The organism is Sphingobacterium endophyticum, assembly GCF_009733535.1.
Lineage (GTDB): Bacteria > Bacteroidota > Bacteroidia > Sphingobacteriales > Sphingobacteriaceae > Sphingobacterium > Sphingobacterium endophyticum.
In genome coordinates this window covers 1-25,557 of record NZ_SMMI01000028.1, presented here as the reverse complement: position 1 = coordinate 25,557, position 25,557 = coordinate 1, and the positions used below count along the sequence as shown (strand labels likewise).

The 25,557-nt window shown below is 36.5% G+C and carries 21 protein-coding genes; 13 read left to right on the top strand and 8 right to left on the bottom strand.

Going from position 1 to position 25,557, the window contains the following annotated elements; translation table 11 throughout:
* The first annotated feature begins 225 nt into the window (after window positions 1-225).
* The 7 genes from E0Y80_RS19910 (at window position 226) to E0Y80_RS19880 (ending at window position 7,905) form a co-directional block, all read left to right on the top strand.
* The gene (locus tag E0Y80_RS19910) at window positions 226-1,704 is read left to right on the top strand and encodes an aldehyde dehydrogenase family protein (RefSeq protein WP_156309409.1); all 1,479 of its coding nucleotides are present in this window, start codon (window positions 226-228) and stop codon (window positions 1,702-1,704) included.
* Between the two features lie 202 nt (window positions 1,705-1,906).
* Window positions 1,907-2,725 (top strand): helix-turn-helix domain-containing protein, encoded by an 819-nt coding sequence (locus E0Y80_RS19905; RefSeq protein WP_156309408.1) that lies wholly within the window; start codon window positions 1,907-1,909, stop codon window positions 2,723-2,725.
* Between the two features lie 60 nt (window positions 2,726-2,785).
* Window positions 2,786-3,484 carry an SDR family oxidoreductase gene (locus E0Y80_RS19900; protein ID WP_156309407.1) on the top strand — a complete coding sequence of 233 codons (699 nt, stop codon included), beginning with the start codon at window positions 2,786-2,788 and terminating at the stop codon, window positions 3,482-3,484.
* 32 nt (window positions 3,485-3,516) lie between these two features.
* Window positions 3,517-4,266 (top strand): hypothetical protein, encoded by a 750-nt coding sequence (locus E0Y80_RS19895; protein ID WP_156309406.1) that lies wholly within the window; start codon window positions 3,517-3,519, stop codon window positions 4,264-4,266.
* 19 nt (window positions 4,267-4,285) lie between these two features.
* Window positions 4,286-5,293, top strand: coding sequence for a bestrophin family protein (locus E0Y80_RS19890; RefSeq protein ID WP_156309405.1), 1,008 nt, complete (start codon window positions 4,286-4,288; stop codon window positions 5,291-5,293).
* 11 nt (window positions 5,294-5,304) lie between these two features.
* The gene (locus tag E0Y80_RS19885) at window positions 5,305-6,888 is read left to right on the top strand and encodes a Na+/H+ antiporter (RefSeq protein WP_156309404.1); all 1,584 of its coding nucleotides are present in this window, start codon (window positions 5,305-5,307) and stop codon (window positions 6,886-6,888) included.
* Between the two features lie 198 nt (window positions 6,889-7,086).
* A complete protein-coding gene (locus tag E0Y80_RS19880) occupies window positions 7,087-7,905 on the top strand; it encodes an RteC domain-containing protein (RefSeq protein ID WP_156309403.1) in 819 nt (272 codons plus the stop codon).
* An 8-nt stretch (window positions 7,906-7,913) separates the two neighbouring features.
* Here the strand turns inward: E0Y80_RS19880 and E0Y80_RS19875 are convergent, their stop codons facing one another.
* A complete protein-coding gene (locus tag E0Y80_RS19875) occupies window positions 7,914-13,331 on the bottom strand; it encodes an N-6 DNA methylase (protein WP_156309402.1) in 5,418 nt (1,805 codons plus the stop codon).
* Window positions 13,318-13,755, bottom strand: a complete 438-nt coding sequence (locus tag E0Y80_RS19870) for a DUF1896 domain-containing protein (RefSeq protein ID WP_156309401.1) — start codon at window positions 13,753-13,755, stop codon at window positions 13,318-13,320. The genes E0Y80_RS19875 and E0Y80_RS19870 overlap by 14 nt, the downstream gene beginning before the upstream one ends.
* Window positions 13,756-13,936: 181 nt before the next feature.
* On the opposite strand from E0Y80_RS19870, the gene E0Y80_RS19865 reads away from it, so the two are divergent.
* From E0Y80_RS19865 to E0Y80_RS19845, 5 genes are all read left to right on the top strand, one after another.
* Window positions 13,937-16,069 (top strand): DUF262 domain-containing protein, encoded by a 2,133-nt coding sequence (locus E0Y80_RS19865; RefSeq protein WP_156309400.1) that lies wholly within the window; start codon window positions 13,937-13,939, stop codon window positions 16,067-16,069.
* Between the two features lie 22 nt (window positions 16,070-16,091).
* Window positions 16,092-16,649 carry a hypothetical protein gene (locus E0Y80_RS19860; RefSeq protein ID WP_156309399.1) on the top strand — a complete coding sequence of 186 codons (558 nt, stop codon included), beginning with the start codon at window positions 16,092-16,094 and terminating at the stop codon, window positions 16,647-16,649.
* Window positions 16,650-17,164: 515 nt separating this feature from the next.
* On the top strand, window positions 17,165-17,884 hold the full coding sequence (locus tag E0Y80_RS21070) for a putative quinol monooxygenase (protein WP_197091694.1): 720 nt from the start codon (window positions 17,165-17,167) through the stop codon (window positions 17,882-17,884).
* A gap of 76 nt (window positions 17,885-17,960) precedes the next feature.
* Window positions 17,961-18,824, top strand: a complete 864-nt coding sequence (locus E0Y80_RS19850) for a helix-turn-helix domain-containing protein (RefSeq protein ID WP_156309398.1) — start codon at window positions 17,961-17,963, stop codon at window positions 18,822-18,824.
* Between the two features lie 600 nt (window positions 18,825-19,424).
* The gene (locus tag E0Y80_RS19845) at window positions 19,425-19,622 is read left to right on the top strand and encodes a hypothetical protein (protein WP_197091693.1); all 198 of its coding nucleotides are present in this window, start codon (window positions 19,425-19,427) and stop codon (window positions 19,620-19,622) included.
* A 44-nt stretch (window positions 19,623-19,666) separates the two neighbouring features.
* Here the strand turns inward: E0Y80_RS19845 and E0Y80_RS19840 are convergent, their stop codons facing one another.
* The 5 genes from E0Y80_RS19840 to E0Y80_RS19820 all read right to left on the bottom strand — a co-directional run bounded on the left by E0Y80_RS19840 (window position 19,667) and on the right by E0Y80_RS19820 (window position 24,868).
* Window positions 19,667-20,545, bottom strand: coding sequence for an ORF6N domain-containing protein (locus E0Y80_RS19840; protein WP_156309396.1), 879 nt, complete (start codon window positions 20,543-20,545; stop codon window positions 19,667-19,669).
* Complete coding sequence (locus tag E0Y80_RS19835) at window positions 20,545-22,629, bottom strand: type IA DNA topoisomerase (RefSeq protein WP_156309395.1); 2,085 nt, start codon at window positions 22,627-22,629, stop codon at window positions 20,545-20,547. Before E0Y80_RS19835 ends, E0Y80_RS19840 begins: the two co-directional genes overlap by 1 nt.
* 3 nt (window positions 22,630-22,632) lie before the next feature.
* Entirely contained in the window at window positions 22,633-24,099 is a 1,467-nt protein-coding gene (locus E0Y80_RS19830) for a DUF3945 domain-containing protein (RefSeq protein WP_156309394.1), read from the bottom strand.
* 97 nt (window positions 24,100-24,196) lie between these two features.
* Window positions 24,197-24,490 carry a helix-turn-helix domain-containing protein gene (locus tag E0Y80_RS19825; RefSeq protein ID WP_002978174.1) on the bottom strand — a complete coding sequence of 98 codons (294 nt, stop codon included), beginning with the start codon at window positions 24,488-24,490 and terminating at the stop codon, window positions 24,197-24,199.
* A gap of 24 nt (window positions 24,491-24,514) precedes the next feature.
* A complete protein-coding gene (locus E0Y80_RS19820) occupies window positions 24,515-24,868 on the bottom strand; it encodes a helix-turn-helix domain-containing protein (RefSeq protein ID WP_156309393.1) in 354 nt (117 codons plus the stop codon).
* Window positions 24,869-24,908: 40 nt separating this feature from the next.
* Between E0Y80_RS19820 and E0Y80_RS19815 the strand changes: the two genes are divergently transcribed.
* Window positions 24,909-25,118 (top strand): hypothetical protein, encoded by a 210-nt coding sequence (locus E0Y80_RS19815; RefSeq protein ID WP_156309392.1) that lies wholly within the window; start codon window positions 24,909-24,911, stop codon window positions 25,116-25,118.
* On the opposite strand, the gene E0Y80_RS19810 is transcribed toward E0Y80_RS19815, so the two are convergent.
* Window positions 25,119-25,557: RteC domain-containing protein (locus E0Y80_RS19810; RefSeq protein ID WP_197091692.1), on the bottom strand; the 439-nt coding region annotated here is incomplete at its 5' end.

Sequence of the window (25,557 nt, the reverse complement as noted above, 5' to 3'; positions counted from 1 at the left end):
CCGGCAGATAAAACAAGATATTGTACAGATTATTGGTGCAGAATTGGAGCGGATTAAAAATGACCCAGATTTGCAACATTTGGTGCAGTAGGTTTAAATAAGAAAAAGTTAAATAGATGATATTTCAATAATCCGTGTTTCATAGGCAACATATCGATTTTTTTGTTGAAAGGAAAAGTACAAAACACAGGATTATTTAAAACCTGAACGTTCCAGAAATACAAAATTGAACGTCACACAAACACCAAACAATCTAAAATTCTTGACCTTTGTAATAATAAAACAATCTTAATTTCAAAAATTATGAACAAAGAACAAATCAAGAATTTATTAGATAGCCAAAGAAAGTATTTCCTTTCGGGAGCAACTTTGGATGTTGATTTTAGATTAGCACAACTGGAAAAACTAAAAGCAAATTTTGTAAAATACGAACCAAAAATTCTTGAAGCCGTAAAGATAGATATGGGCAGAAACGATATGGAAACGTATTTGATTGAATTAGGTTGGGTGATGGATGAGCTCAATAACACCATAGAAAACCTGAAAGATTGGGCAAAAGACCAACACGTGAAAACGCCTGCAAATTTTGGTAGAAATGAAAGCGTCATCAAACCTGAACCTTTGGGAATGGTATTTATTTTGAGTGCGTGGAATTTTGCACACTGGCAAATTTTCGGTCCGTTGTTGGGAGCTATTGCAGCAGGAAACACAGCGGTAGTAAAGCCTTCATCGGATTCACCTGCTTGTGGTGAAGTAATTAATGAAATTATAGAGAATACGTTTTCTCCTAATTATGTAAAATGTCTTTTAGGTGATGTAGATATGGTAAATCGTGTTTTAGAAGAGCGTTTCGACCTTCTATTTTTTACGGGAAGTCCGCGAGTTGGTAAAATTATTCAAGCCGCTGCAGCAAAACATTTAACGCCAACTATTTTAGAATTGGGTGGTAAATGCCCAGCTATTGTAGATGAAACTGCCGATGTGGAACAGGCTGCGAAATCTATCGTCAGAGCAAAATTATTCAATACAGGACAGATTTGTGTTTCGGTTGACCACGTTTATGTTCATTCGAGCATCAAAGAAAAATTTATAGAATTTAGCAAAAAATATATGGTTGAATTTTATGGCGAAGATGCTTCTAAAAGTGAAGACTATGGTTTCATCATCAACGAAAGAAATTTTGAAAGATTGGTAGGATTGATTGACGAAAATACAAATGGCACAATGGTTTTTGGAGGAAAATCAAATGCTGAAAAACGCTACATTTCACCAACAATTTTAGATAATGTAACAGAAAATGCTCCGATTATGCAGGAAGAAATTTTCGGACCCATTATGCCTGTTCTTACATTTGAATCGGTTGAAGAATTGGTAGCGTTGCAAAAAACAAAAGAGAAACCTTTGGCTTTGTATTTCTTTTCTAAAGACAAAAAACGTCAGGATTTAGTACTTACGCATACCAGTGCAGGTGGCGTTACCATTAATGATTGTATGATTCACGCAGCTTCAAAATATCTGCCGTTTGGTGGCGTTGGAAATAGCGGAATGGGTAATTATGTTGGTGCAGCAAGTTTCAAAACTTTTACGCATTACAAACCAATAATGATTGCCAACAAAAGCGAGTCGGCAGATGATTCATTGAATTTTCCACCGTATGCCGGCAAGTTGGAAAAGCTGAGAGCAATCATTGAAAACGCAGAATAGTTTTAATTAAAATTTTAGCAAACAGAAATTTAAACATCTAATGTGATACCGTTTCTACCAATCTCAATGAAAGGTATTGCGGTATCATTTTTCCAAGTTTGAGCTTTTCAGCAACACAATATTGAGCTTTTAAACAATATTTTTTAGATTAAAATTTTCTTTTCTTTGCAATTGTACTTTAATAAATGCTATCAAATAAAATATGGAAGGTAAAAAGGAAGTCATATTCGACAGACTGGTGTATTCTTGCCAGTTTCGGCAACACAGAGGCTACGAAGAATTTATGCCCGAACATTTATTGGGATTTCAACTTTCGGGAGAAACACACGCTGTTTATCCGGGCGGAACTGCAATAATTCAAGAGAATTCTGTTGTACTCATCAAAAGAAATCAACTCATTCGAACAACAAAGTATCCAGCAAAAGATGGGCAATACAAATTCATCTCAATTACTTTGGACCAGGAAGTTCTACAGAAATACGCACTTGAAAATAAAATTGAGTTAGACGGAAAGTACATTGGTGATGAACGTATGTTTTTTGAAGCTGATGATTTCCTCAAAAGTTATTTCAGTTCGTTGGCGCCTTATGTCAATAAGAAAAAAGAAGCTACACCCAAACTTGCGGAGTTAAAAATTAAGGAAGCAATTGAATTACTACTTCAAAGCAACACCGATTTTAAACAAATTTTGTTTGATTTTTCCTCGCCTTACAAAATAGATTTGGAAGAATATATGAAGCAAAACTATATGTTCAATGTTCCTGTAGAAACTTTCGCAACGCTTACTGGACGAAGCTTATCGGGTTTTAAAAGAGATTTTTCACAGGTATTCAAAACAACACCGAAGCAATGGCTTTTGGAAAGACGATTGGAGGAAGCGCATTATTTAATTCAATATTTAAAACAAAAACCAACCGATTTTTATCTGGATTTAGGTTTTGAAAACCTTTCCCATTTTTATGCTTCATTTAAAAAGAAATTTGGCGTAACAACCACAGACGTTAGAAAGATTGAAGAATAATAACAAGTAGACTTTACTAAATAGACAGTTTTTATCTGGCTTAAAACAATAAACAATTATATGGAAATCAAAAATGCAAAAATTTTAATCACCGGCGGAGCTACCGGAATGGGCTACGAAATGGCAAAAATATTTAAAGAAAAAGGAGCTGAAGTTCTGATTTGTGGTCGTACCGAAAAAACCGTGATGGATGCTGCAAAGGAATTAGATGTTTTAGGATTTACAGCCGATGTTGCCAATGAGCAAGATGTAGAAAACCTTTTCAAATTTGTAGAAGAAAAATGGAATGGACTTGATGTGTTAATTAATAACGCAGGCGTTGGATATTTCAGCGACTTGGTTGCTACAACTACAGAGGATTTTGCACGTGTTTGGGACATCAATGTGAAAGGGGCTTTTATGGTAGGAAGAGAAGCTGCAAAAATTTTCATTCGTCAGAACAAAGGAAATATTATCAATATTGGTTCTACGGCAAGTTTATACGGATTTGCAAACGGCTCGGCTTATGTTGCCAGCAAATTTGCTTTAAAAGGAATGACGGAATGTTGGAGAGCAGAACTTAGAAAAAATAACGTAAGAGTAATGCAGATAAATCCGAGCGAAGTGGTGACTGAATTCGGGGCGAAATCTGGTTACGGTTCAAATGATAACGGAAAGAAATTAACAGCATCCGAAATTGCTCACGTTGCAATGTCGATGTTGACAATGAACGATGTAGGTTTTATAACTGATACTACTGTTTTTGCGACAAATCCTTAATAATGCAATAATTTAAAAAAAACATAAATACGATGTTAAAAAAAGAAAAATTAGAACTGGTTAGAAAATTTTATCCCAATGCATTAACCACAATAGATACCGTCAACAAATTAATTGATTTTATCGAAGATGAATTGAATATTCCAGCTTCAAAAGTAATGATAGCGGACAGTATTTGTAGCGATGATGTCAACAGCATACAATATCCAGCAAGAGCAACACAAGAGTTTCTCGGCCCTTTTAAAATGGGAGGTTTAGATGGTTTTCCTTTTACAGGATTGACGGGAATGGGCGCTTTTGCAAGCCACGTTCCAGATGATGGTGCGGTTTACATTTATTACGGACCACATATCGGTATTTCCAAAGAAAGTAAAATCGGAGAAATTCTTCGTCACGGTCAGCACAATGCATCGGGTTGTTGCGGTGCAGCAAAAGGTGCTTTGAAAAAATTATCTGATGGAATTATTGTGGAAGGAAATGTAACTGATATGGATTATCAAATGAACACCATTGAGCAAATTCTTTTAAGACAAAAAGACAGAATATTAAGTGCAGAAATACCCATTCACGAAGCAACCGAAGTGATTTACGAAGCTATCGACGAAAGAATATTAGAACTGGTAGCGGCTACAAACTACAACTGTAAATATGTAATATTAATGGGCGGTGTGATGATAAACAGCGACAGCGATGTAGGTTCTTTCTCATCTGCCAAACGTTTTGATGTAATCAATCTTAAAGACAACAAAAGCAAAAAGAGTTACTTATCATTAATATCTTAATTAAAAATAAATTCAAACGATGTACACAGGTAGAAGATACACAGCTTTAGTTTTCTTTAAATGGACGTTGCGCAAAACATTGTGGTTCTTTTTGATAGCCTCAATTCCTACAATTCTTTACGCTTTTGGCTGGCATTTTCTTTCGCTTCCTTGGCAACCAGTCGCATTATTGGGTACGGCATTAGCGTTTAGTGTCGGTTTCAAAAACAATGCGAGTTACGGAAGATTATGGGAAGCCCGACAAATTTATGGCGCCATCATCAACGATAGCCGAAGTTTTGCCTTTACACTAAGAGATACTTTGGGCGGAAAGCAAGATGAGACCGTGAAATTGATGTTTTACAGGCATTTCGCTTGGCTTACTGCTTTACGTTTTTCTCTGCGTGAGTTTCGTCCTTGGGAAAACACAAAAAATAGAAGTAATCAGAATTTTTCTCAAGGAAATTTTGTCATTCCGGAATGGCAAAGTAAAGTTGAGGAAGAATTGAAGCAATATTTAAGCGATGATGAACTTGCCTACATTTTATCCAAAAAAAATAAATCAACGCAATTGCTTGCAACACAATCTGAAACTTTAGGAAAACTAAAAAAAGAAGGCGTTATAAGTCACATCGAATGGTTAGAACTTCAAAAGGGTCTTACACGTTTAATTGACGACCAAGGAAAAGCTGAGAGAATAAAGAACTTTCCATACCCAAGAAACTTCGAAACGGTAATGACTTTTTTGATGTACATTTTTATTTTTTTACTTCCGTTTGGGTTGCTAAAAGAATATGCAGCTTTAGGAAAAGGAACTTTTTTAGAAGATTATACGATTTGGTTTAATATTCCTTTTACGGCGTTGATAGCTTGGGCTTTTCATATTTTAGATACCATTGGAGAAAGTTCAGTAAACCCTTTTGAAGGTAATCCGAATGACGTACCAATTACCCAAATCAGCCGTATGCTGGAAATAGATTTGAAAGATATGTTGGATGATAAAGATTTGCCACAACCATTAGCAGCACAGAATGGTATTTTAATGTAATAAATGATTTTATGATAGAGCGTTTTGTATTTTATTTGGGATTGGTAATGGTCATTATTTTTGCCATAATGTTGGCGAAAAAACTGAAAATTGCTTACCCTATTTTATTAGTTGTTGCAGGTTTGTTTATCAGTCTAATCCCGGGAATTCCAACAATTAAAATTGAGCCGGAACTGATTTTTATTATTTTTCTTCCACCACTTTTATACGAAGGTGCTTTTCAAATATCTTGGAAAGAATTATGGAAAATGAGAGGTGTCACTGCAAGTTTTGCATTCATCATTGTTTTCCTTACCGCAATCATCGTAGCCTTTGTAGCCAATTCTTTTATCCCTGGTTTTTCATTGGCATTGGGATTTGTGTTAGGCGGAATTGTTTCGCCACCAGATGCGGTTAGCGCAGGAGCAATCCTTAAATATGTAAAAATTCCGAAAAACTACACCACTGTTTTGGAAGGCGAAAGTCTTTTAAATGATGCTTCATCTTTAATTATTTTTCGATTTGCATTAGTAGCCGTAGCAACTGGACAATTTATTTGGCAAGATGCCGCACTAAGTTTTAGCTGGATGGTTTTCGGTGGCGTTGCTATCGGATTGGCTTTAGGTTTTATCTTTTTGAAAATTCACAAAATATTTCCTACCGATGTAAATATGGATGTTATTCTAAGTTTGGCGGCACCTTACGTGATGTACATTGCAGCAGAGGAAGTTCATTCATCTGGTGTAATGTCTGTAGTTTGCGGTGGTTTATTTCTTTCAGTTAGAAGGCACGAATGGTTAAAAACGCCTGAAGCACGACTAAAAGGATTTAATGTTTGGGAAAGCTTTACTTTCTTAATTAATGGAATTGTATTTCTAATTATCGGTCTCGATTTACCAGAAATTACACAAGGTTTAAAAAACGAAGGCATCGGAATTTCAGAAGCAATCGGATATGGATTGCTCGTTACCGCCATCTTAATCGTTGTTCGTTTTATTGCTTCTTATTTAATTGTATGGACACTTTTATTAGTGAGGAATTTCATCAAAGTTGCAGACCCAAATCCAGAACGAAAATCTCCAATACTTTTTGGCTGGACGGGAATGCGTGGTGTGGTTTCTTTGGCAGCAGCGTTGTCAATTCCAGTAACGCTCGACAATGGATTACCATTTCCACATCGTGACTTAATCCTTTTTATCACTTTTGTAGTAATACTTGTTACATTGATAGTTCAAGGATTGACACTTCCAGCATTAATCAAATGGTTAAATATTCCAGTAGAAACGCCTTATCATTTATCTGAAAAAGAAGCAAGTGTAGTTTTACAAAAGGGAATGAAAGATGTTGCATTAGAATACCTCGCTGAAAATTTCAAAACCGACCGAGACAAAAATCTCTACATCAAAAATATGATTACCAGATGGCAGAAAAATGAAGATGAGGCATCCATTTTCACCCTATCGGAAGAAGGCAAAAAAATCTATTTCGCCACAATGGAAAAACAACGTGAATGGCTTAGAAAAGAAACCAAAGAAAATCCACTAATCGACGAAGAAATTACGAGGCATTACCTGCTTAAGTTGGATTTGGAGGAAGAGCGGTTGCGGATTGAGTAATAAGCAGTGCTAATTCATTTTACGAAAATGTAAATTTCTTTGTGTTTTGGGATATTTGAAATATCAGGTTGTAATTGATATGGCTGCATTACGAAACTAAATAAGTTTTTGTGGCATATAATGGTAACGGCAAAATACCATTATGCTGATATAAATTTTTCTATTTGTACCCAAAATTTCGGACTTAAAAATAACAAGATGGAGAAATTCTATGAAGAAACGTTATATAAATTGGAGACAGCAATTTACGAATTGGAGATTGAGGGCCATTGCTCTATTTGTAAGATAGAAGCTGTTATACATCTTATCATTGAGTGTTTATCCAAAGTTAAGGAGTATGTTTTAAATAGGGGATTTAAGAATATTGATGAGGAAGTCCATTTTTTCAAACATCAGAAACCTGCTATCGTTTCAAAACTCATTTATTACAATGCCGTTTATAAAATCGAAACAAAGAAGCCTAATGGAACAAAGCTTGCAAAGGAGTATCTCAATAGAGAATTAAAGAAACTAAAGAAATTCTTCGATAACAATCTTGAATTTTATAAATACTACCGTACGAATAACTCATTTATTGATGATAAGTTGTTTATCCGGGGCAAACACGATATAAAATTGAGTTTGGATACCATTTATTTTGAAACCGACCATAGATTTTCTACTTCCCACGACTATAAAGTGGCAAAGATTATCGCCAACGACCAAATACAAGTTTATATTGAAGACCAACTAAATAATAACATTCAGAAGAAGCCACCTAACAGTTTTGCTTTAAATTGGACAGAAAGCAAAACAGCATTAACCGAATTGATTTACGCACTGCATTCGGCGGGTGCATTTGGCAATACAGATATAATAGCCATCGCCAAAACATTTGAAAGCACATTCAATATCAGTTTGGGCGACTTTTATCATACGTTTATGGAACTTAAAGCACGGAAAATAAACCGCACCAAATTCCTTGACAGCTTGCGTGATGCCTTGATTAAGAAAATGGATGAAGAGGACGAAATATAGGAACATTTTTATAATAGCCCCCGGGGCATATGAATACCTTTTGTCCGTATAATACTTTCGGAAACCTTTGGGGCTTCTTTCTGTTTTTCGACCTGTCCTGTTGGTTCTTCTTTAGGTTCAGGCGTGATGGATAATTGTATTTTCCGCTCAACCGAAGCCAGTTCCGTTTTGAGTTCGCTCAATCGGTTTTCTTTAGACCAAGTTCCGTTTATCACTTCCTGAAGAACAGGTAGATCTTTTTGTATTTCTGTGATTTTCTTTTGTTCTTGATCAATATAGCTAGGCAGTTTTTCCAAAGCTTTCATAAAATTCACAGCCGCCGTATCTGGATCTTTAGCGATGACGCCGTTGTTGTAAGTATATTTAATATTTCCTTCGCCTTGAACCAAAAATCGGTTTACCCGAATATCTAAACCTTCTTTTTCAGACATTTCGGTTTTGACTAATAGCGTAAATCCGTACAACGTACCAATTTCTTCATACTGACCTCCGGTGCGTGCTTTTTCTGCAAGTTCGTTAAGCTTTGCACCGATTTGTTTTACATCTGCATTACTCGGGAAACCATCTAACAGTACAGAATTTACAATTGTACCGTCAGAATGTTTTTGTATTCTTTGCTTTAAATTTTCCCAATCAAGACTCATTCTGTTGAAACGGGATTTTGCACCATCAAGCAATTCTGTAAAATCTTGAAGCTTGTATTTAGCACTAGATTTAGAACGGTTGAACGCTTGTTTTTCGCTTTCCAATCCAGCAATCTGTTTTTCTAATTTAGCTTTATCCAGCAGGTCCGTATTTCCTGAAAGTATCGCCACATATTCCGAAAAATTCATTCCCGATTTTTCATCCATACTTCCTTCGTCAATTGTTCGTTTACCGAGGTTATTGTTTTTTAATTGATCTATGAAAAGTTGTTTATTGTAAAGCAGGTTAAATTTATAACTATCCAATGATTTTTCTACGGCGTAGATAATTACATCAACTTTGTTATTGGCAAAGAATTTTGCGATTTCATTGCCTTTACGAACAGCCCTTCCGTCACGTTGGGCAAGGTCACTTGGCCGCCACGGCGTATCCAGATGGTGAACAGCAACAGCTCGTTTTTGTGCGTTCACTCCAGTTCCAAGCATACTTGTAGAACCGAAAAGCACACGGATTTTTCCCTCGTTCATTCCTTTGATAAGTTCCTTGCGTTGTTTATCATTTTTTGCTTCCTGTATAAAACGGACTTCGTGCGCAAGTACGCCGTGGTCTTCCACAAGTTTGCGTTTGATTTCAGAATACACATTCCATTCGCCAGGTTTATAGGTTCCCAAATCGGAGAATACAAACTGCGTTCCTTTTTGTGCGTTGTATTGGTTGTAATACTTGGCAATATTTGCCGCACAATGAGAAGCTTTGTTATCGGGATGGTCTTCATATTTCCCACTTACCATTCGCATATCGAGCGACATTTTTCGGGCGTAATCTGTAGCAATGAGCATCTTTGCTTTTTCTTCACTTTGTGACAATGGCGGTCTTCCAAGCAACTCACCATTTCCTGTTTTTGCAAAATCCATCAATTTTTGAATAAATGCAGATTGGTCTGGAGTTGGAGGAATATTATACAAAATTTCGTTCTTATTCGGTCGGTCAATACCTATATCTTTTGCCGTTCTGTAATCAGTGATTTCTGAATAGAATTGTGCCAATTCGGGTACTTTAATAAAGTATCGAAAACGTTCTTTTGCTACAATATTATTGGCGACCGAAAACTCATAATCGGTCGTTTTCCTTGCATAAATTGCTGCCCAAGCATCGAAAGAATGAATACCTTGTTTTTCCAATGCTCTTGGTCTAAGATATTTGAATAATAGATATAGTTCCGTCAAAGAATTACTGATAGTTGTTCCCGAAAGAAAAGTGGCTCCCATATCCGCATTGGTGCGTTCCTGAATAGTGCGAATGGCAAATAGCAGGTTGATTGCTTTTTGACTGCCATCAACATTACCTAATCCTGCAACCCTTGAATGCCTTGTATTGAACATCAGGTTTTTGAATTGATGGCTTTCATCCACAAACAGATGGTCTATACCCATCATCTTAAAATCTACCACATCATCTTTACGATTTTCAATATCGTGTTGCAAGGTTTTGAGTTTGACTTCGAGGTTTTCTTTTCGCTTGATTACCCCGGCAAGCATTCCTCTGGTCACTTCCTTGCCTTGCGATTGCAGGGCATCAAGGTTACGCTCCACGCTGTCCAACTCAATTTCTAAGATATCCTTTTGAATTTCGGGCGATTGCGGTATCATTCCAAATTGATCATGTGTGAGAATAACACAATCCCAATCGTTGTTTTTAATATCTCCAAAAATGCGTTGGCGTTTTTGGGGTGTAAAATCTTCTTTGCCTGGAAATAATATTTTTGCATGTGGATAAGCGGTGCGATAGGCTTCGGCAATTTCGTGTACATTGCTTTTTAATCCGATAATCATAGGTTTATGAGCCAACCCTAAACGCTTCATTTCCTGTGCTGCCGTACACATTACCAATGTTTTGCCTGCACCTACTTCGTGGTCGCAGATAGCACCATTGTTCAGCTTAATCATCCAAACCGTGTCCTTTTGGCTGGAATACAAATCTTCAATTCCGAGTGCTTTGCGGTCTAAACCGAGAAAGTTTTGGTGAGTTCCGTCGTAATTCGGACGGACAAAGCAGTTAAACGTGTCGTTGTATTTGTCGGTAAGCCTTGTTTTAAATTCATCGTTTTGAGCATGAAGCCAGTCTGTAAAAGCGGCTCGGATTTCATCAATCTTGGTGTTCGCCATTTGTATGGCTTCCATATCCCGTACCTTGACCTCTTGATCGCCAACCATCAATTTTTTGGTAATGTCAGGCGTAGTATTGACAAGGGCGTGTTTGATCAAAGCAATCCCGTCAAACGTCCGGCTTTCAGCTTTTACGGCGTATTTATCCCATATATGAACATTCTTTTGTTTACAGCTTACAGAAAAATCATCAGAACTCTCCGAGTAATGAATGTTCACGTCCGTATCAAAAAGATGTGAAGCAAACCGGCCATAAATACCAGTGGGTATCCAACGCTCGCCGAGGTTAAAATCCAATTCTTCAAACTCAATTCGTCTTGGTCGGGCTTCATCCAAAACGGTAAGGCTTGCTTTAGCCTGTGCATCATTTGGATTACTTTCGAGATATGCTTTGACTTCCTGAGCTTTTTCCACAACGTTACCTGCAATCCAGCGTTCGGATATCTCGTATTCGTTTTGTAAAGGATTGTAATAAATGCGACCGTGTAAGGCTTCTTTCAAAGCGTCATCAGTCATACCGCTGATTTCGGACATATAATTCAAATCCACATTTCCGTACTTATTGAGCGAGGCCGCTAATGCTTCTTCGGGATTGTCCGTTGTTATGGTTGAGGTAGAAAAACTTACAGGGCGACTGAATATATCGGCTTTGTGTACCACGCCACCAACCACCCGTTCCAGATAAGGTATTTCCTTTCCAGAACTGTCCGTTTTGATGAGCTTGATATTATCGGTACTGTTGAGGTTTCCGTGCCTTTTAACAAAGGCATCGTATAATTGATTAAGATTTTCTCTTTCTTCTTTATGTTCAGTCTGAAGCTTCGCCTCCTTATTGTAAAGATCTTGGTAAACATCACGTACAGCAATGTAGGCTTCGGCTCTTGCATTTTGTAAGGATGGTAATTGCAATGGGTGGAATACAGCCGTACGATTTGATGTATCTACATCTTGCAGATGACCGACCCAACCATTATCCACGACAAGGCAATCGTTACGGTGGAATGATTTTAATTCTCCACCATACGGAGCAGGTTCGGGAATGGTGTTGGGAACGGCTGGCTTATCAGCATGGCCATTCCCATTTATTTGTGAAAACAGGTCGCCGATGGCTTCCTGATTTTTGCCATTGGTAGATGGGCTTCCGTTGGCAGTTCTATCGGTAATCGGATGTGTATAAGGTTGCTGTATCCCATTGAACAGATCGGTCTGACGACCTACTGCACGGCGGTTTGCTTTAGTGCTTTGCCTTTTGACTTGCGTCGTTCTCTTAGGCGGAGCAAGAACCGCTACCGGTTCTTCTATATTTTCAAACAGATCGAAAATGCTTAATTGCTTTAATTCCTGTTGACTTTGCTGAATAATTGTAGGTGTATCTAATGACTGTCGTTCCTGACTGATTACTACAGGTTCTACAACTGGCGGTTGCGGTGTTATGGGAATTTGTATAACAGGTTCATCGTTACGCTTTCCTTTATATAAATTCAAATCCAAATGCTTTTCAAAATCATCCGTAAGCATTTGTTTCAGGTCTTTGGCAATTCCTGTAACCCCGCCTTTGTGTGTAAAAATTAATGCAGGTTTTCCGTAGGGGTCGGTATCTAATTTCTGTTCGGTATGCACAATCCTTGTGCTATCCTGAAAAAGTGCATTGCCAGGCGTATTGTACTGCGTTTGCTTGCTTTGGCAAAAGAGTTCTTCCGCATCTGTCAGGCTTTGTTTTGCCGTATTCTTTTGGAGGATAATCAGGTCACTACCGACTTCTGTACCCGCATATTCTGTAAAAAGATTGTTGGGTAAGCGAACAACTGAAATCAGATTATTATCCTGCATCAACGCCCTGCGTATGGGTTCGTTCTTTTGGCTATTGAGAATGCCTTGTGAGGTTATGTACATTAATAGTCCGCCCTCACGGAGCATATCAGTTCCTTTCAGAAAGAAGTAATTGTGTATGCTTCTAGCAGCTTGTACTTTGGCTGTGTCTTTACTTCTGGAATAAGAAAGATCAAACACGGATGTGTCGCCGAACGGAATGTTACTCGCAACCACATCATAGCTGTTTTTTTCCTTTTCGGGGATTTCCTCAAAACCACTTATGCGGATATTACTTTTCGGATAAAGCTGTTTTAAAATCTTGCCTGTCAACAAATCTTTCTCATAAGCTGTAACATTTGCCGATTGATTTTCCGAAAAAGATTGTATGAATGAACCGATACCTGCGGATGGTTCAAGGAATTTATCGATTTTCAGACCGCTTTCACCTAAGCTTGCGGAAATCGCATCTATGACCTGTGGCGGTGTATAGAAAGCCGTAAGCACAGAACCTTTTATACTATCTACATATTTGCGGTATTGCTTTTCGTCTTCGGAATTTTCTTTGAGTAGCTGGTGAAGTTCCTTCGTAATCGGGAAAAGGTCATGTTCGGTCTTCCTCCAATGATTGATGTCTGTATCATTCACTATAGGATTCAATACGAATTTAAGGCCGCCAAATCCGCTGTATTGCATCAATAGCAGTCTTTCGCCTACGGTGGCTTGTCGTTTCTCCTTTTCAAGTTTAAAAGCAATTCGCAGGGCATCAATATTCAGTTGGAGATGTTGGCGTTTATTGAAGCCCATTTTCCTCTATCCAGATTGCGATGGTTCCGGTTATTTCGGTATAGAGCAGGTCAAACTCAGGGCCGTTTGCGAAGTCATCGGTTAGTTCATAGCTCAAGAAAACAGGCTCGCAGACAGGGAACATTTTAAACGCGAACGGTCGCAGTTCCTCGTCTGCCATTATGGTGTCAAACTCATTGCATACGACATGAAAAACGGTGTCGAACCTGGAGAAGTGTAAGCCTTCAAACAGGATGTAGTTAGCGATCTCATCGCACTGGTCGATGGAGTTTCCTGAACGAAAAGCACCTTCATAAGCATTGGCAGCCCACGATGAACGTTGTTCTATAAACTTATTGTCGTATGTCTTTTCAGGAAAGCTGGCATATAGTAGTTCCTGTAGTCGTAATCTGAAATACGATAGGTCTTTTTGTTGTGTATTCATATGGAATTTTATTTAGAATTTTGCTTGAAGCCTAAAATTATAACAGTAGATAAGTGCCTTTGAATATTTGGCAGGGGTTGGCTTTAAGAGGTAGGATTTGTCGTAAGGAAATTAATAACCAGGGATTTAATTTGTATTTTTGAGCTATCAAAGCAAACAATTAATCGACAGACTATAAATAATGAATGAATTAGAACCTCTAAAAAGTATTTTTAAAGACAGAATATTTAAAATTCCTGATTACCAGCGTGGCTATGCTTGGACGACACGACAATTAAAAGATTTTTGGGAGGATTTGGTTAATCTTCCAACTGATAGGTTTCATTATACAGGACTACTCTCTTTAAAAAAAGTAGATAAAAACATTTGGAGTAGTTGGAATGATGAACGTTGGCTAATCGAAGATAGAGGTTTTAAACCTTTTCATATTGTTGATGGGCAACAACGCCTGACAACATTTGTAATTTTTATACAAGCTATTTCGGAACAGCTCAAAGCTATTCCTGAAAACAAGGATAAAAAGGACGAAGAAATTTATCTTGGTTCTTTCAGTCTAAAAGCAATTAAGGAAGAATATTTGGTAATTGAAAAACCCCCACAATTCATTATCAAAACATACAAGTTTGGATACGAGGTTGATAATCCAAGTTTCAAATTTCTACGACATAAAATTTTTTTAGAACCCAATAGCGGAACAATTCAGGAAACTTTTTATACACTCAACCTTGAAAATGCCAAACGCTTTTTCAAAGAAAATCTGCAAAATTATTTTGATAAATATGGTTTGAGTGAAATTGAAGCGTTGTTCAAAAAGGTCACACAGAATATGATGTTTAATGTCTATGAAATAAGTGATGACTTTGATGTTTTCGTTGCATTTGAAACGATGAATAATCGTGGAAAAAAGTTATCAAATTTGGAGCTTCTTAAAAATCGCCTGATTTACTTAACCACTTTATATGATGAAAAAGAGTTAAAAAATGATGAGCGGATTTCTTTGCGTGAGAAAATCAATGATGCGTGGAAAGAAGTCTATTACCAACTTGGAAGAAATAAAAAAAATCCACTCAACGATGATGATTTTTTAGTTGCTCATTGGATTATGTATTTTCAATACACAAGGGAAAAAGGTGACGATTACATAAGGTTTTTATTAGAACAGAAGTTTACACCACAAAATATTTATGCTAAAACTGAAGTAAGGCTTAGTTCCATACAGGAGTTTGAAGAGGTTAGGGAAGATGAAGATACCGACCAAGAAGAAGTTGAGGCAAATGGAGAAGAAGAAATAACAGTGATGCGTTCCCAACTTTCTCCAAAAGAAATTGAAGATTATGTAAACAGTTTAAAATCTGCTGCCGTTCACTGGTATAATACGCACAATCCGGTAAACAACTCAGACCTAAATGCACAGGAAAGCCTTTGGATAGACCGATTGAACAGAATTGGTATAATTTATTTCCGTCCGCTTGTAACCGTAGCTTTTTTAAACAAGGATATTAATTCGGATAAGCGAGTTCAATTACTTAAAGCAATTGAACGTTTTATATTTATTACATTCAGGCTTAGCCGAGCTTTTTCGACATATAGAAATAGTGAATTTTATCGTGCAGCAAGGCAGTTGCGAAACGGAGAATTGACAATCGACAGTATTATTCAACGATTGAATGATAGAATGAGTTACTGTTTTTATACACCTGAAAATTCCGAAGAAACCTATTTCGATTATACATATTTTCAAAAATTTATTGATAAGAAATTCAAAAGCGGAGGTGGGTTTTATTACTGGAATGGGCTTCGGTATTTCTTATATGAATATGAAATGGAAAAAGTAAGACAAAGAGGAAGCCAAAAGATTGATTGGAAGTTATTTGTAAAAAGTGAAAAAGACAAAGTTTCTATTGAACATATTTATCCTCAAACTCCCACACATAAAAGTTGGAAAGATAGTTTCAAAGGCTACAAAAAATCACAGATACCTTTTTTTCAAGGAAGTTTAGGAAATCTTTTGCCATTATCACAAAGTATAAATTCAAGCCTCCAAAATGATTGCTTTGATGACAAGAAGAATGCAAAATATAATGACAAAAAAGAAAAAATAAGACAAGGTTATTCTGATGGTTCACATTCTGAAATCGAAGTTTCAGGATATGATTTTTGGAACTCTGATACTATCATTGATAGAGGCAATAAATTATTGGAATTTATGGAACAGCGTTGGGACTTAAAGTTTGAAGATGAAACTGCCAAAGCAGAATTATTATTCCTTGATTTTATGCTCCAAGAGGAAGAGCCACAGAGTAGAGAAGAATAACCGATAGAAAATATTAATCTAAATGAATTATACAGAACACATTGAACGTTTAAAAATATTACTTACAGGAGCATCCACCGATGTTACTATAACAAGTGAAAATGAAGCAGAATATAAAAATTTAAAAAATGAACTGAATAAGTCTGCTAAGTTCAAAACTAACCAACCAAAAGAATTTAAAATCTGTGTTACACTTCAGGAATTTAGGAGAGAAATGCAAGCCAAAGGTGGATATGCAGAACGAAGAAAATACATTAATGAGATATTCTATCCTCTAATTTCGGATGAAAATTCTTTATTGGATAGTATAGAGGAAATACAACAAAATGTAAACTTTGGTCATTTAAACCTTTTACCCCAAGATATACAACAGAAAGGGCGAGAAATGTCGGAAGTTTATTTGTATTGTATAGAAAATTCTTTAAGAATATTTATTGAAGAAATAATGAAAACAGAAACAGTAAATATTCCCAGAAAAGTACAAGACACAATAGACAAATTAAAGAAAAGTGAACATAACCATAACAACCATTTTACTTTCTTTAGTCATTATGAAAAAGTCAGACGCAAGATTGATTGAGGCTTTTTCAATTTGGTCTAATGTCGGTTTTTCAGAAATAAAAACTGATGATTGCGTATTTTCAATATTGTTTTTAAGGGTGTAATAATTTGAAATTAAAACAAAGTTGTCGATTGATTTCTCTCCAGTAGATACTGAATTGAAAACTGGATTTCCATTTTTATCTGTTTGTGCGAAAGTTTGTCCTATTGTTAGGATTGTCAAAATAATGATTGTTATTTTTTTCATTGTCAGGTGTCGTTGTCGTCGGTTTTTATAATTGGTGGTAACGGTTTTGTATATGAAAAGTACGCCTTTTTTAGCAGACGTAGTTTTCAGTTGCAACGTTTTGTTATAAAGTGGCGAGAACTCAAATATAACGAAAGCTGGCGTATTTTTTATATACGTTGTTATGTGCATACTGGATTCAATAGTATTGCTTTTTTTGAAAATTGTCCATGCGTTAGTAATAAACATCCATTCCATAGTCTTTTGTTTCGTCTCAAATTTGCACTGTAACAAATAAACAAGAAACGATGAAAACTAAAGTTCCATTAAAATTAGCATTCCTAGTTTTTCTACTAGGATTTACAATTCAAACATTTTCAAAATCTAAAAACACAAACATTATGAACAGTACAAAAAAAGAAACTATCGGATTATTAGTAATTATGAAAGCAAAAACAGGAAAAGAACAAGACGTCAAAAACTTCTTACTTGGTGGATTAGCATTAGTAAATCAAGAACCTCAAACAGTATCTTGGTTTGCCTTTCAAATAGATAATAATACTTTTGGTATTTATGATACTTTTGAAGTAGAAGAAGGAAGACAAGCACATTTAACAGGCAAAGTTGCGAAGGCATTATTAGCAAATGCAGGTGATTTATTAGAGAACTTTGATCCTAGCACAGATATTCAAGCAGTAGATGTATTAGCATCTAATCATAAATCCGGATTGCAAAACAAGGGTTTGCTTGTTATTATGAAATCTAAAGAAGCAAAGACAACAGATGTTGAAAACTTCCTTAATGTCGGCAAACAATTAGTTGGTGACGAGCCAAAAACTTTATCTTGGTATGCTATAAAAATAGATGCTACTACATATGCAATCTTTGATACTTTTGCAGATGATTCTGGTAGAGATACACATTTAACAGGGAAAGTTGCAGCAGCACTTATGGAAAATGCGCCTGTTCTTTTAGATGGTTTTGAAGCATCAGCAATTCAAAAAATAAACATCATAGCTTCGAAATAATTGTTATCTTTAGAAAGGAGTGTAACAAACACTCCTTTCTTTTCAATACGTAACATTAAAGAAGAAATAGACTCTTATGGCTCAAATTATTATTGATAAGCAAAATGGTGAACTGGCATTTAGACTAGAAAGGTTTGAAAATCTTAATCAATTTGACCATTTACAGCGAAAAAATTATTATTCTATTATTTTACTAAAAGGAAACAATTACAAGTTAAATGTAGATGTTTCTAATTATGAATTACAAGGCAACCAAATGATTTGCTTGTCACCTTATCAACCATTTATGATTTCTTCTGAAGAGTCTTGTTCAGGCTGGTTATTAAATTTTCACCCTAACTTTTTTTGCACATATCGATATCAAAATGAAATTGAAACAGAGGGCATTCTTTTTAACAACTTTCATGGATTACCACATTTTAAAATTTCTGAAGAAGCGTTGTTTTTTAACCTTATAGATCAAATTTCAAAAGAAATGGATAGAGATTCTATTGCTCAGCATGAGGTTCTTGTGGCTTTTTTAAAGGTGTTTTTAATAGAAGCTGTGAGACAAAAAAAACAATCCAATAAAGATATAGTGCCAAAATTTTCTGATGATCAATCTGAAATATTGCAAAATTTAGTAGATTCTATTGAGAAGAATTATTCTGAGTTACACTCTCCGAAAGATTATGCAGATGTTTTATGTGTTAGCACTAAAACATTGGCTGGAATTGTGAAAAAATATTTACAGCAAACACCTAGTTCGTTAATTTCTAATAGAATTATTATAGAGGCTAAACGCGAACTATATTTAACCTCAAAACCTTTGAAACAAATCGCAGCTAATCTTGGGTATGACGATGAATTTTATTTTAGTAGGTTTTTCAAGAAGAAAGTAGGTGTTTCTCCCGATAATTATAGAAAGACAGTAGGTTTTGCTAAACTAGAAAAATTATGATTGTCAGTATGTCTTAAGTTGCACATAACTTATATATATACGCAATAGAATTACTCTTAATAGTTCATTAGACTCCATAAAAGTTACCGGGGGTAAATCTGGAAGGTCATTATAGGGAATGTCTTTATTATATGCCATATGTCGAAACTTTATCAGAATTTCATCTTTATCATTTACTTATGTCGATTGACTCATCATGAAATAATATTCATGTCGAAAATACGGATATATTTCAACATATAAATATTTTCATGTCGAAATAAATACAGGAGGAGAAGTGTAATGTCGAAAGATTTTTATTTTTTCATCATCACTTGATGTCTGTAGGATTCTTTTCTTATCTTTGAAATAAGAAGTTCTTTGTCGAATTAGATCAAATCAAATCATGCTATCCGGTGACCTATTCGGTTACCAATCGTAAAGAGGTTTATCTAAATAGCTAAATATGAATTAATTAAACGCAATTTTTGTGTTCCCAGCGGGATCACAGAAAATAGTATCAAAACTACGTAAAGGCTTACAAATCAAATGATTGAACAAGAAAGTAAATATTTGCCAATACGAGGAAATAGCGATTTGTTTTATTGCGACTTTATAGAGTTGGGAAAAATAATAGTTGGGAATTGGACAATTTTCGGAAAGTATTTCCCAAAACAGAATGAACATTGGTTGAACGTAATGGTTGATGAATTGTACAAGATACGATGCTTAGTTGCTCACAATAGTTACGTTGGTAAGGATGAACGTGATGCTCTGAAAGTTTATTACAAGAGTATTACAGCCCAATTACAATTATAATGCTAAATAAGCAATAAACCCTCTGGAAATTACAGAGGGTTTTATTATTGGGTAAGAATTTGAAGCATCCTGCTGACTTCAATATCCATTCTCGAAAAGGCAAACCATTTTTTGCCCAGGTCTTTCAGTGATGCCCCGATATGGTAGAGTTCCGTATTGTCAATAATCAAAAAACGGTCGTGAGCATCCGAAAATAGTTCAATATCAATAGGCGGATATTGGCTGTTGTACCGTTGTACATCCAGCCGTAGCTGATTGCTGATATTTTTGGTATAGATAGTGGCAGCTACATTGGCATTCCGTTTCCCCAATAAGGTCAGTACCGTATCATCTACATAATTATCCAAAAGGATAATGGAGGATTTGGCACATCGAATAATACGGGAAACAAAAGTATAGGCGTCAAAAATCTGCCCGTTGTAAAAGATACCTTTTTCGCTGTAGAGTTTGTCGCTTTCCATAGCTTTAAAAATCTCTTCAAATTTTTGGTCAGCCTCCAGTTGCTTCAATTCGATGTTATCCAAACGATGAAACAAAGAAGCATTGCTGATCAGCATACGCCTCATTTCTACAAAGGCTTCCATAATTTCAACACTGACTTTAACCGCTATATCTGAACGGAGTATAGCAGAAGCCATTGCGACCCCTTGTTCGGTAAAAACATAGGGCAAATAACGTCTTCCTCCGTAGTTTAAACTTGAGGTTCCAATTTGGAACCTCAAGTTTTCAACTTCCTCTTTGGTCAGTTGAAAGCAAAAAGAAACGGGAAACCTTTCAATATTTCTTTTTATTGCTTTGTTAAGGTTCTTTGTTTCCACCTGATATAAGGAAGCGAGGTCGCTATCAAGCATCACTTGCTTGCCACGTATGGTATAAATCAGGTTCCTAATTTCCATTGGACTAATGGTAGGCTTATTTTCCATTACTTTTTGTAGCTTTTATTTTTATCAAACTCAAAAGAGGTTGTACAATCCTCTTTCAATACAATATGCGCATCGAATTTCTTACCTGCCTTGCTTTCCATTCCTTTGATAAGTGAAGTTTTCTTTTTGTTGATAAGGCTTTCAATATCGGCTATGCCGATTTGTACGCCACACACATTACGGAACTGTACCCAATTACAAACTTTATCAGGACACTTCACTATTTTATCACGGATAATGAGTTGCTGGCTTTTACATTTCGGGCAAACCAATTTTGGCAGGTTATTTTGAGCAATCGAAGTTTGCAACAGTTCATTGGTAATAGATGAAGTATAATTTTCCATTTCCTTTTGAAATGCCCCTGCATCCGCTTCGTTGTTCTCAATTTTCTGCAATGCGAGTTCCCATTCGGCAGTCATTGCCACATCCGCAATTTTCCGTTCTTTAACCAATTTATACACTTGCAATCCCTTTTCGGTAGGGATTAAGGATTTTTTTTCTCGTTGGATATAGTTGCGGGTAAACAGGGTTTCTATTATTGCGGATCTGGTAGCCGGAGTACCAATACCGATGTTTTGTAAAACCTTGCGTTCATCTTCATTTTCGATTTCCTTTCCGGCAGTTTCCATAGCCGACAAAAGTCCTGCTTCGGTATAAAGCCCTGGTGGTTTGGTTTTCTTTTCCAAAACGGAGGCTTCTTTTATTTTTAGTTCATCACCTTTTTTCAGTTCGGGCAAATCCTGTACAGGTTCGGTATTATCATCTGAAAAACTGCCTTTGATGGAACGCCAGCCTGCTTCTATAACCTTACAACCCTTTGCCATAAAATCATAATGCAACGCTTGTAAATCTACATCAGTTATCTCCTTGATACAGGCTTGTGAAAGGGCTTCGAGCAATCGAAAGGCAATCATATCATAAACGGCATTTTCCTTTGCGTTCAGTGCTGACGGGATTTTGTCTGTAATCAATAATCCGTGGTGGTCGGTAACACGCAAATCGTTTACAATACGTTTATTGAACCGTCCCCATTTCAGTTTAGCTACGGCTTGCTTGCAGGTTTCCCTGTCCTGTAAAGCCCTTACGAGGTTGGGAATTTCTGCCCACATATCTTCAGGAATGTACTTGCTTCCGGTACGTGGATAAGTGATAAACTTCTTTTCGTAAAGGCTTTGAGCAATGTTGAGGGTTTCTTCGGCAGAAAGGTTCAATTTTTTATTGGCTTCCTTTTGCAATCCTGTAAGGTCGAACAATAAAGGCGGTTGCTCTGTAACACTTTTGGTTTCTACTGATGTAACTGTTGCCGTTTCGCTTCGCTGAATGGCTTTCAGCGTATCATCGGCAAGTTTTTGGTCTTCCCATTTGGTTTTAGAAATGCTTTTAAAATCTATCAGCTCTTTGTTGTGAGATAGCTGTATCTGCCAATATTTCTTTATCGAGAAATCTTTGTTTTCCAAATAGCGTTTACATATCAAAGCCAATGTTGGAGTTTGCACTCTTCCGAGCGAATAAATACCATTTCCTGCGACTATACTCAATGCCTGTGTAGCGTTGATGCCCACGAGCCAATCTGCTCGGCTTCTGCTTTGTCCCGCCTGATACAATCCGTCAAATTCTTTTCCGTCTTTGAGCTTATCAAATCCCTGCTTAATGGCTTTTTCGGTAAGCGAACTAATCCAAAGCCGTTCAAATGGCTTGTTGCATTTCAGGTACTCATAGATATAGCGAAATATCAATTCGCCCTCACGTCCGGCATCGGTTGCCACAATTATGCTCTCGCTTTTATTGAAAAGCTGTTCAATAATTTTTAGTTGCTTTAACGCTCCTGTATCGGCTGTATAGCCTTTATCTTTTTTTACTTTCCGAACAGTTAATAAAAAAGGATTGGGTAAAATTGGTAACGCTGTTTTATCAAATCCCGAAATTCCATAATCTTCGGGCATTCCCAACCCTATTAAATGTCCGAATGCCCAGGTAACAAAATAGCCGTTGCCTGTCAGGTAGCCCTCCTTTTTATCGGATGCTCCCAAAAGTCCGGCTATTTCCCTTGCTACGCTTGGTTTTTCTGCAATGATTGTTTTCATACTTTAAGATATTTTTTTGCCTCTTGTTTTCGCTGGAGCTTTCGGCTTTTCCTGTTGTTCCTGCTGTTGTTTGTTTTTCGGTGTTTGTTGACCAGACTTCAAAGGCTCTTTGATGTTTTTGGTGGCCTCATTGGTTTTGCCTTCAGAATTGACGGCAGTTTGCGTTTTATGGGCTTCGGTTGGTTTTACTCTTTCCTTGTATTGATTTGGAAATTCAAAATTGGTTTTTCCATTTTCTTTATTAAAAGTGATATAACCTTGATATGGTTGCCCTTTTTTATCTTTCAATCCATCAATGTAGATGGTTTGACCGGCTTTGAAATCCTTATGTTGATCATCGGTCAATTCTTTACCTCTGAATGTTTTTGGAGCTTCCTGAGATTGGTTTTGCTGATTGTCTTGAGTTTGTCCATTGCTTTGGGTTTGCCTGTTAGAATTGTTGCGGTCAAACAGAAACTCAACATAACGCTTATCTGCATTGAACTGTACCGTTGCCGAAAATTCTGTTCCTTTGGTAGAAACCATACCTTCTAAATAAAGTGGTTTGCCTTCCAATAGAGTTTGCTTTTGCTCATCATTCAGTTTTACACTTTTAATTTCATCTGGAACTTTTATAAAATCCTTCCTCAATGCAATTACATCATTCGTTAGTCTGTCTATACTGATAATAGACGGCATCAGTTCTCCAGTTTTGGAATTTTTCAAATCTACCACACGCCCCATATTACCAGTTTCGAGCAGGTTCTTTTTGTCTTCATCTGTAAACTTGTGCCCGAAAAACTCAAAATGTAGATTGGGTTCTTTTTTGATGCCGTGTATTCCTACCACAACTTTTCCGTCTTCGGCTTGTTGTAAAGACAAGCGAGCATCTGTACGAAGAATTGTACCACCGAGGTTGACACCAATCGGTAAGAGTTCATTTGTTTTGTAACCTTTCAATAAAGGTTCAAGTAGGTTTCTCTTTTCAAGGTATTCCTTGCTTAATCCGAGATTGGTCATAGTATCCCAATCAATCTGTTCTGGTTTGTAGCGGTATTCGCTTGCTTCCTGTGTTGTTTGTGTTGTTGCCATATTATTTTGGTTTACTTGTTTCTTATCCGATTGCTGTTCTATTTTTACTTCGTGCTCTTTCATTATTTTTTCGCCTTCAGGAGTTGGCTTGTCAACCTGCTTTTGCATTTCCTGTGCTTTTTCAACAGCGATAGGTGCAGGTACTTTGAAGAATGAAAAATTGGTAGGGTTCTTTAACTGGCTGAAAAAATTGGAGAAGAAGTTCGAAAAGAAATCACCACTTTTGTCCACACGCATAAACTGGTTTTGGTTTTTCTTCGTGGGGTCAACAGTTTCCATTTTCCCGTTTTCGTCTATACTCTTTACAGCTTGGATTTTCATTTTTTCTTTATCCAGCACCAGCAATATGTCCGATAACTGTTCGGGCATTTCCTGTTTATTTATGGTTTCTTCACTCATAGTCTGAAAATTTTAAAATTCAATGCCGAATGTAAAGGAAGCCTTCACTGAATTGCATTACTTGGCACTGAAAGGCAGTGTTTGTCACTTATTGGCGTTATCTGGTTGAAGGTGGGTTAAAGCTATCTCTGATGAATTGATGAACATCAGACAATTTGTAATAAAGTTTGCCACTAATGGTGTAATAGGGCAGTTTGCCGATGGAGCGATACCGTTGCAGGGAGCGGTTGCTGATTTTCAGCATCTGAAGTAAATCCTGGTTATCGAGCAGTTCCTCGCCATCTATGCTATTACGTTTCTTTTGTAACTCATCTATATTATCGCCCAGCATATCAAGACGTCCCATTAAGCGTTCCATCCACGCCAAAAATTCCATTCTGTCAATATTCATAATGATATTTTTAAGGGTTCATACCTATTTTTTATCTTTCTTTAGCTTTCTGCCTTTTTCGATGTAGCTTTTGCCTTTTGCCATAAGTTCCTGCACAAATTCATCACTGCTCTGTATGGCATTGGCATTAAGCATATCTTTAATTGCTCCAATGGTGTAGAAATACTGCCCATAAATTTTTGAGTAAGTGATCTCGCCTTTGGTTCGCATACGCCATAAGGTCTTTTCGCTAATGTGCAGGTATTGACATACCTCGTGGTTATTGAGCCACAGGTCATCATAGCTTTTATCTTCCTGTCTTTTCAAATAGTCGGCAATGGCATTGATACGGCTGTTGAGCTGTTGCCAGGCTTCTTCTTCAATGGTTATTATTTTCATTGCACAGCTTTTTAAAGTTCACTATGCAAAATTGTGAAAGGTGGCAGTGTTTGTCTGCCAAGCCTTGCCAATTGGTTTGGCTGTTTTTTTAAAATTTTTACAATTAGGAAAACCCTTGTTTAATAAGGGTTTTATTGGATTTTGGATATTTTGTAATGAAGTTTTGAGAGCATTTGCCAATTGGCAGATATGGGCAAAGAAAAAAGCAGTACGTTTTGGTACTGCTTTCAAACGGTTATTTTTGATATAGCTAAAGGTCTTTATCCATATATTCTTCGAGGGATATTTTGAGTTGGTCTAAAAATGCAGTTCTTGAACCTGCTCTTGTTTTCATTCGGTGGAAAGAATGATGAATATCGTTTAAGGGAGTTCGGAATAGCACTTGAAAAATCAAAGCTAATTTTCGGATGCCTATTTTTCCGTATGCAATGGAATTTGAAGCATACAGAGCGTATATCAGTTCGATAAGTGCATTTTGAGAATTGGTCCACGAAATATCCTTGTTTGCATCTAAATTTTGTAATATTGTATCGGGATTTTCTTCAGGATTTATTTTGGTAAGAGTGTAATTATAAAGTAGTTCATTGGCAATAATATGTGCTATTTTGTTGTCGTAATATGTGGAGAAGCTAAGGTCAATTTCAAATACGCCACTCTTTAATCCATCGTGATAGTTAATCTTTCCGAGC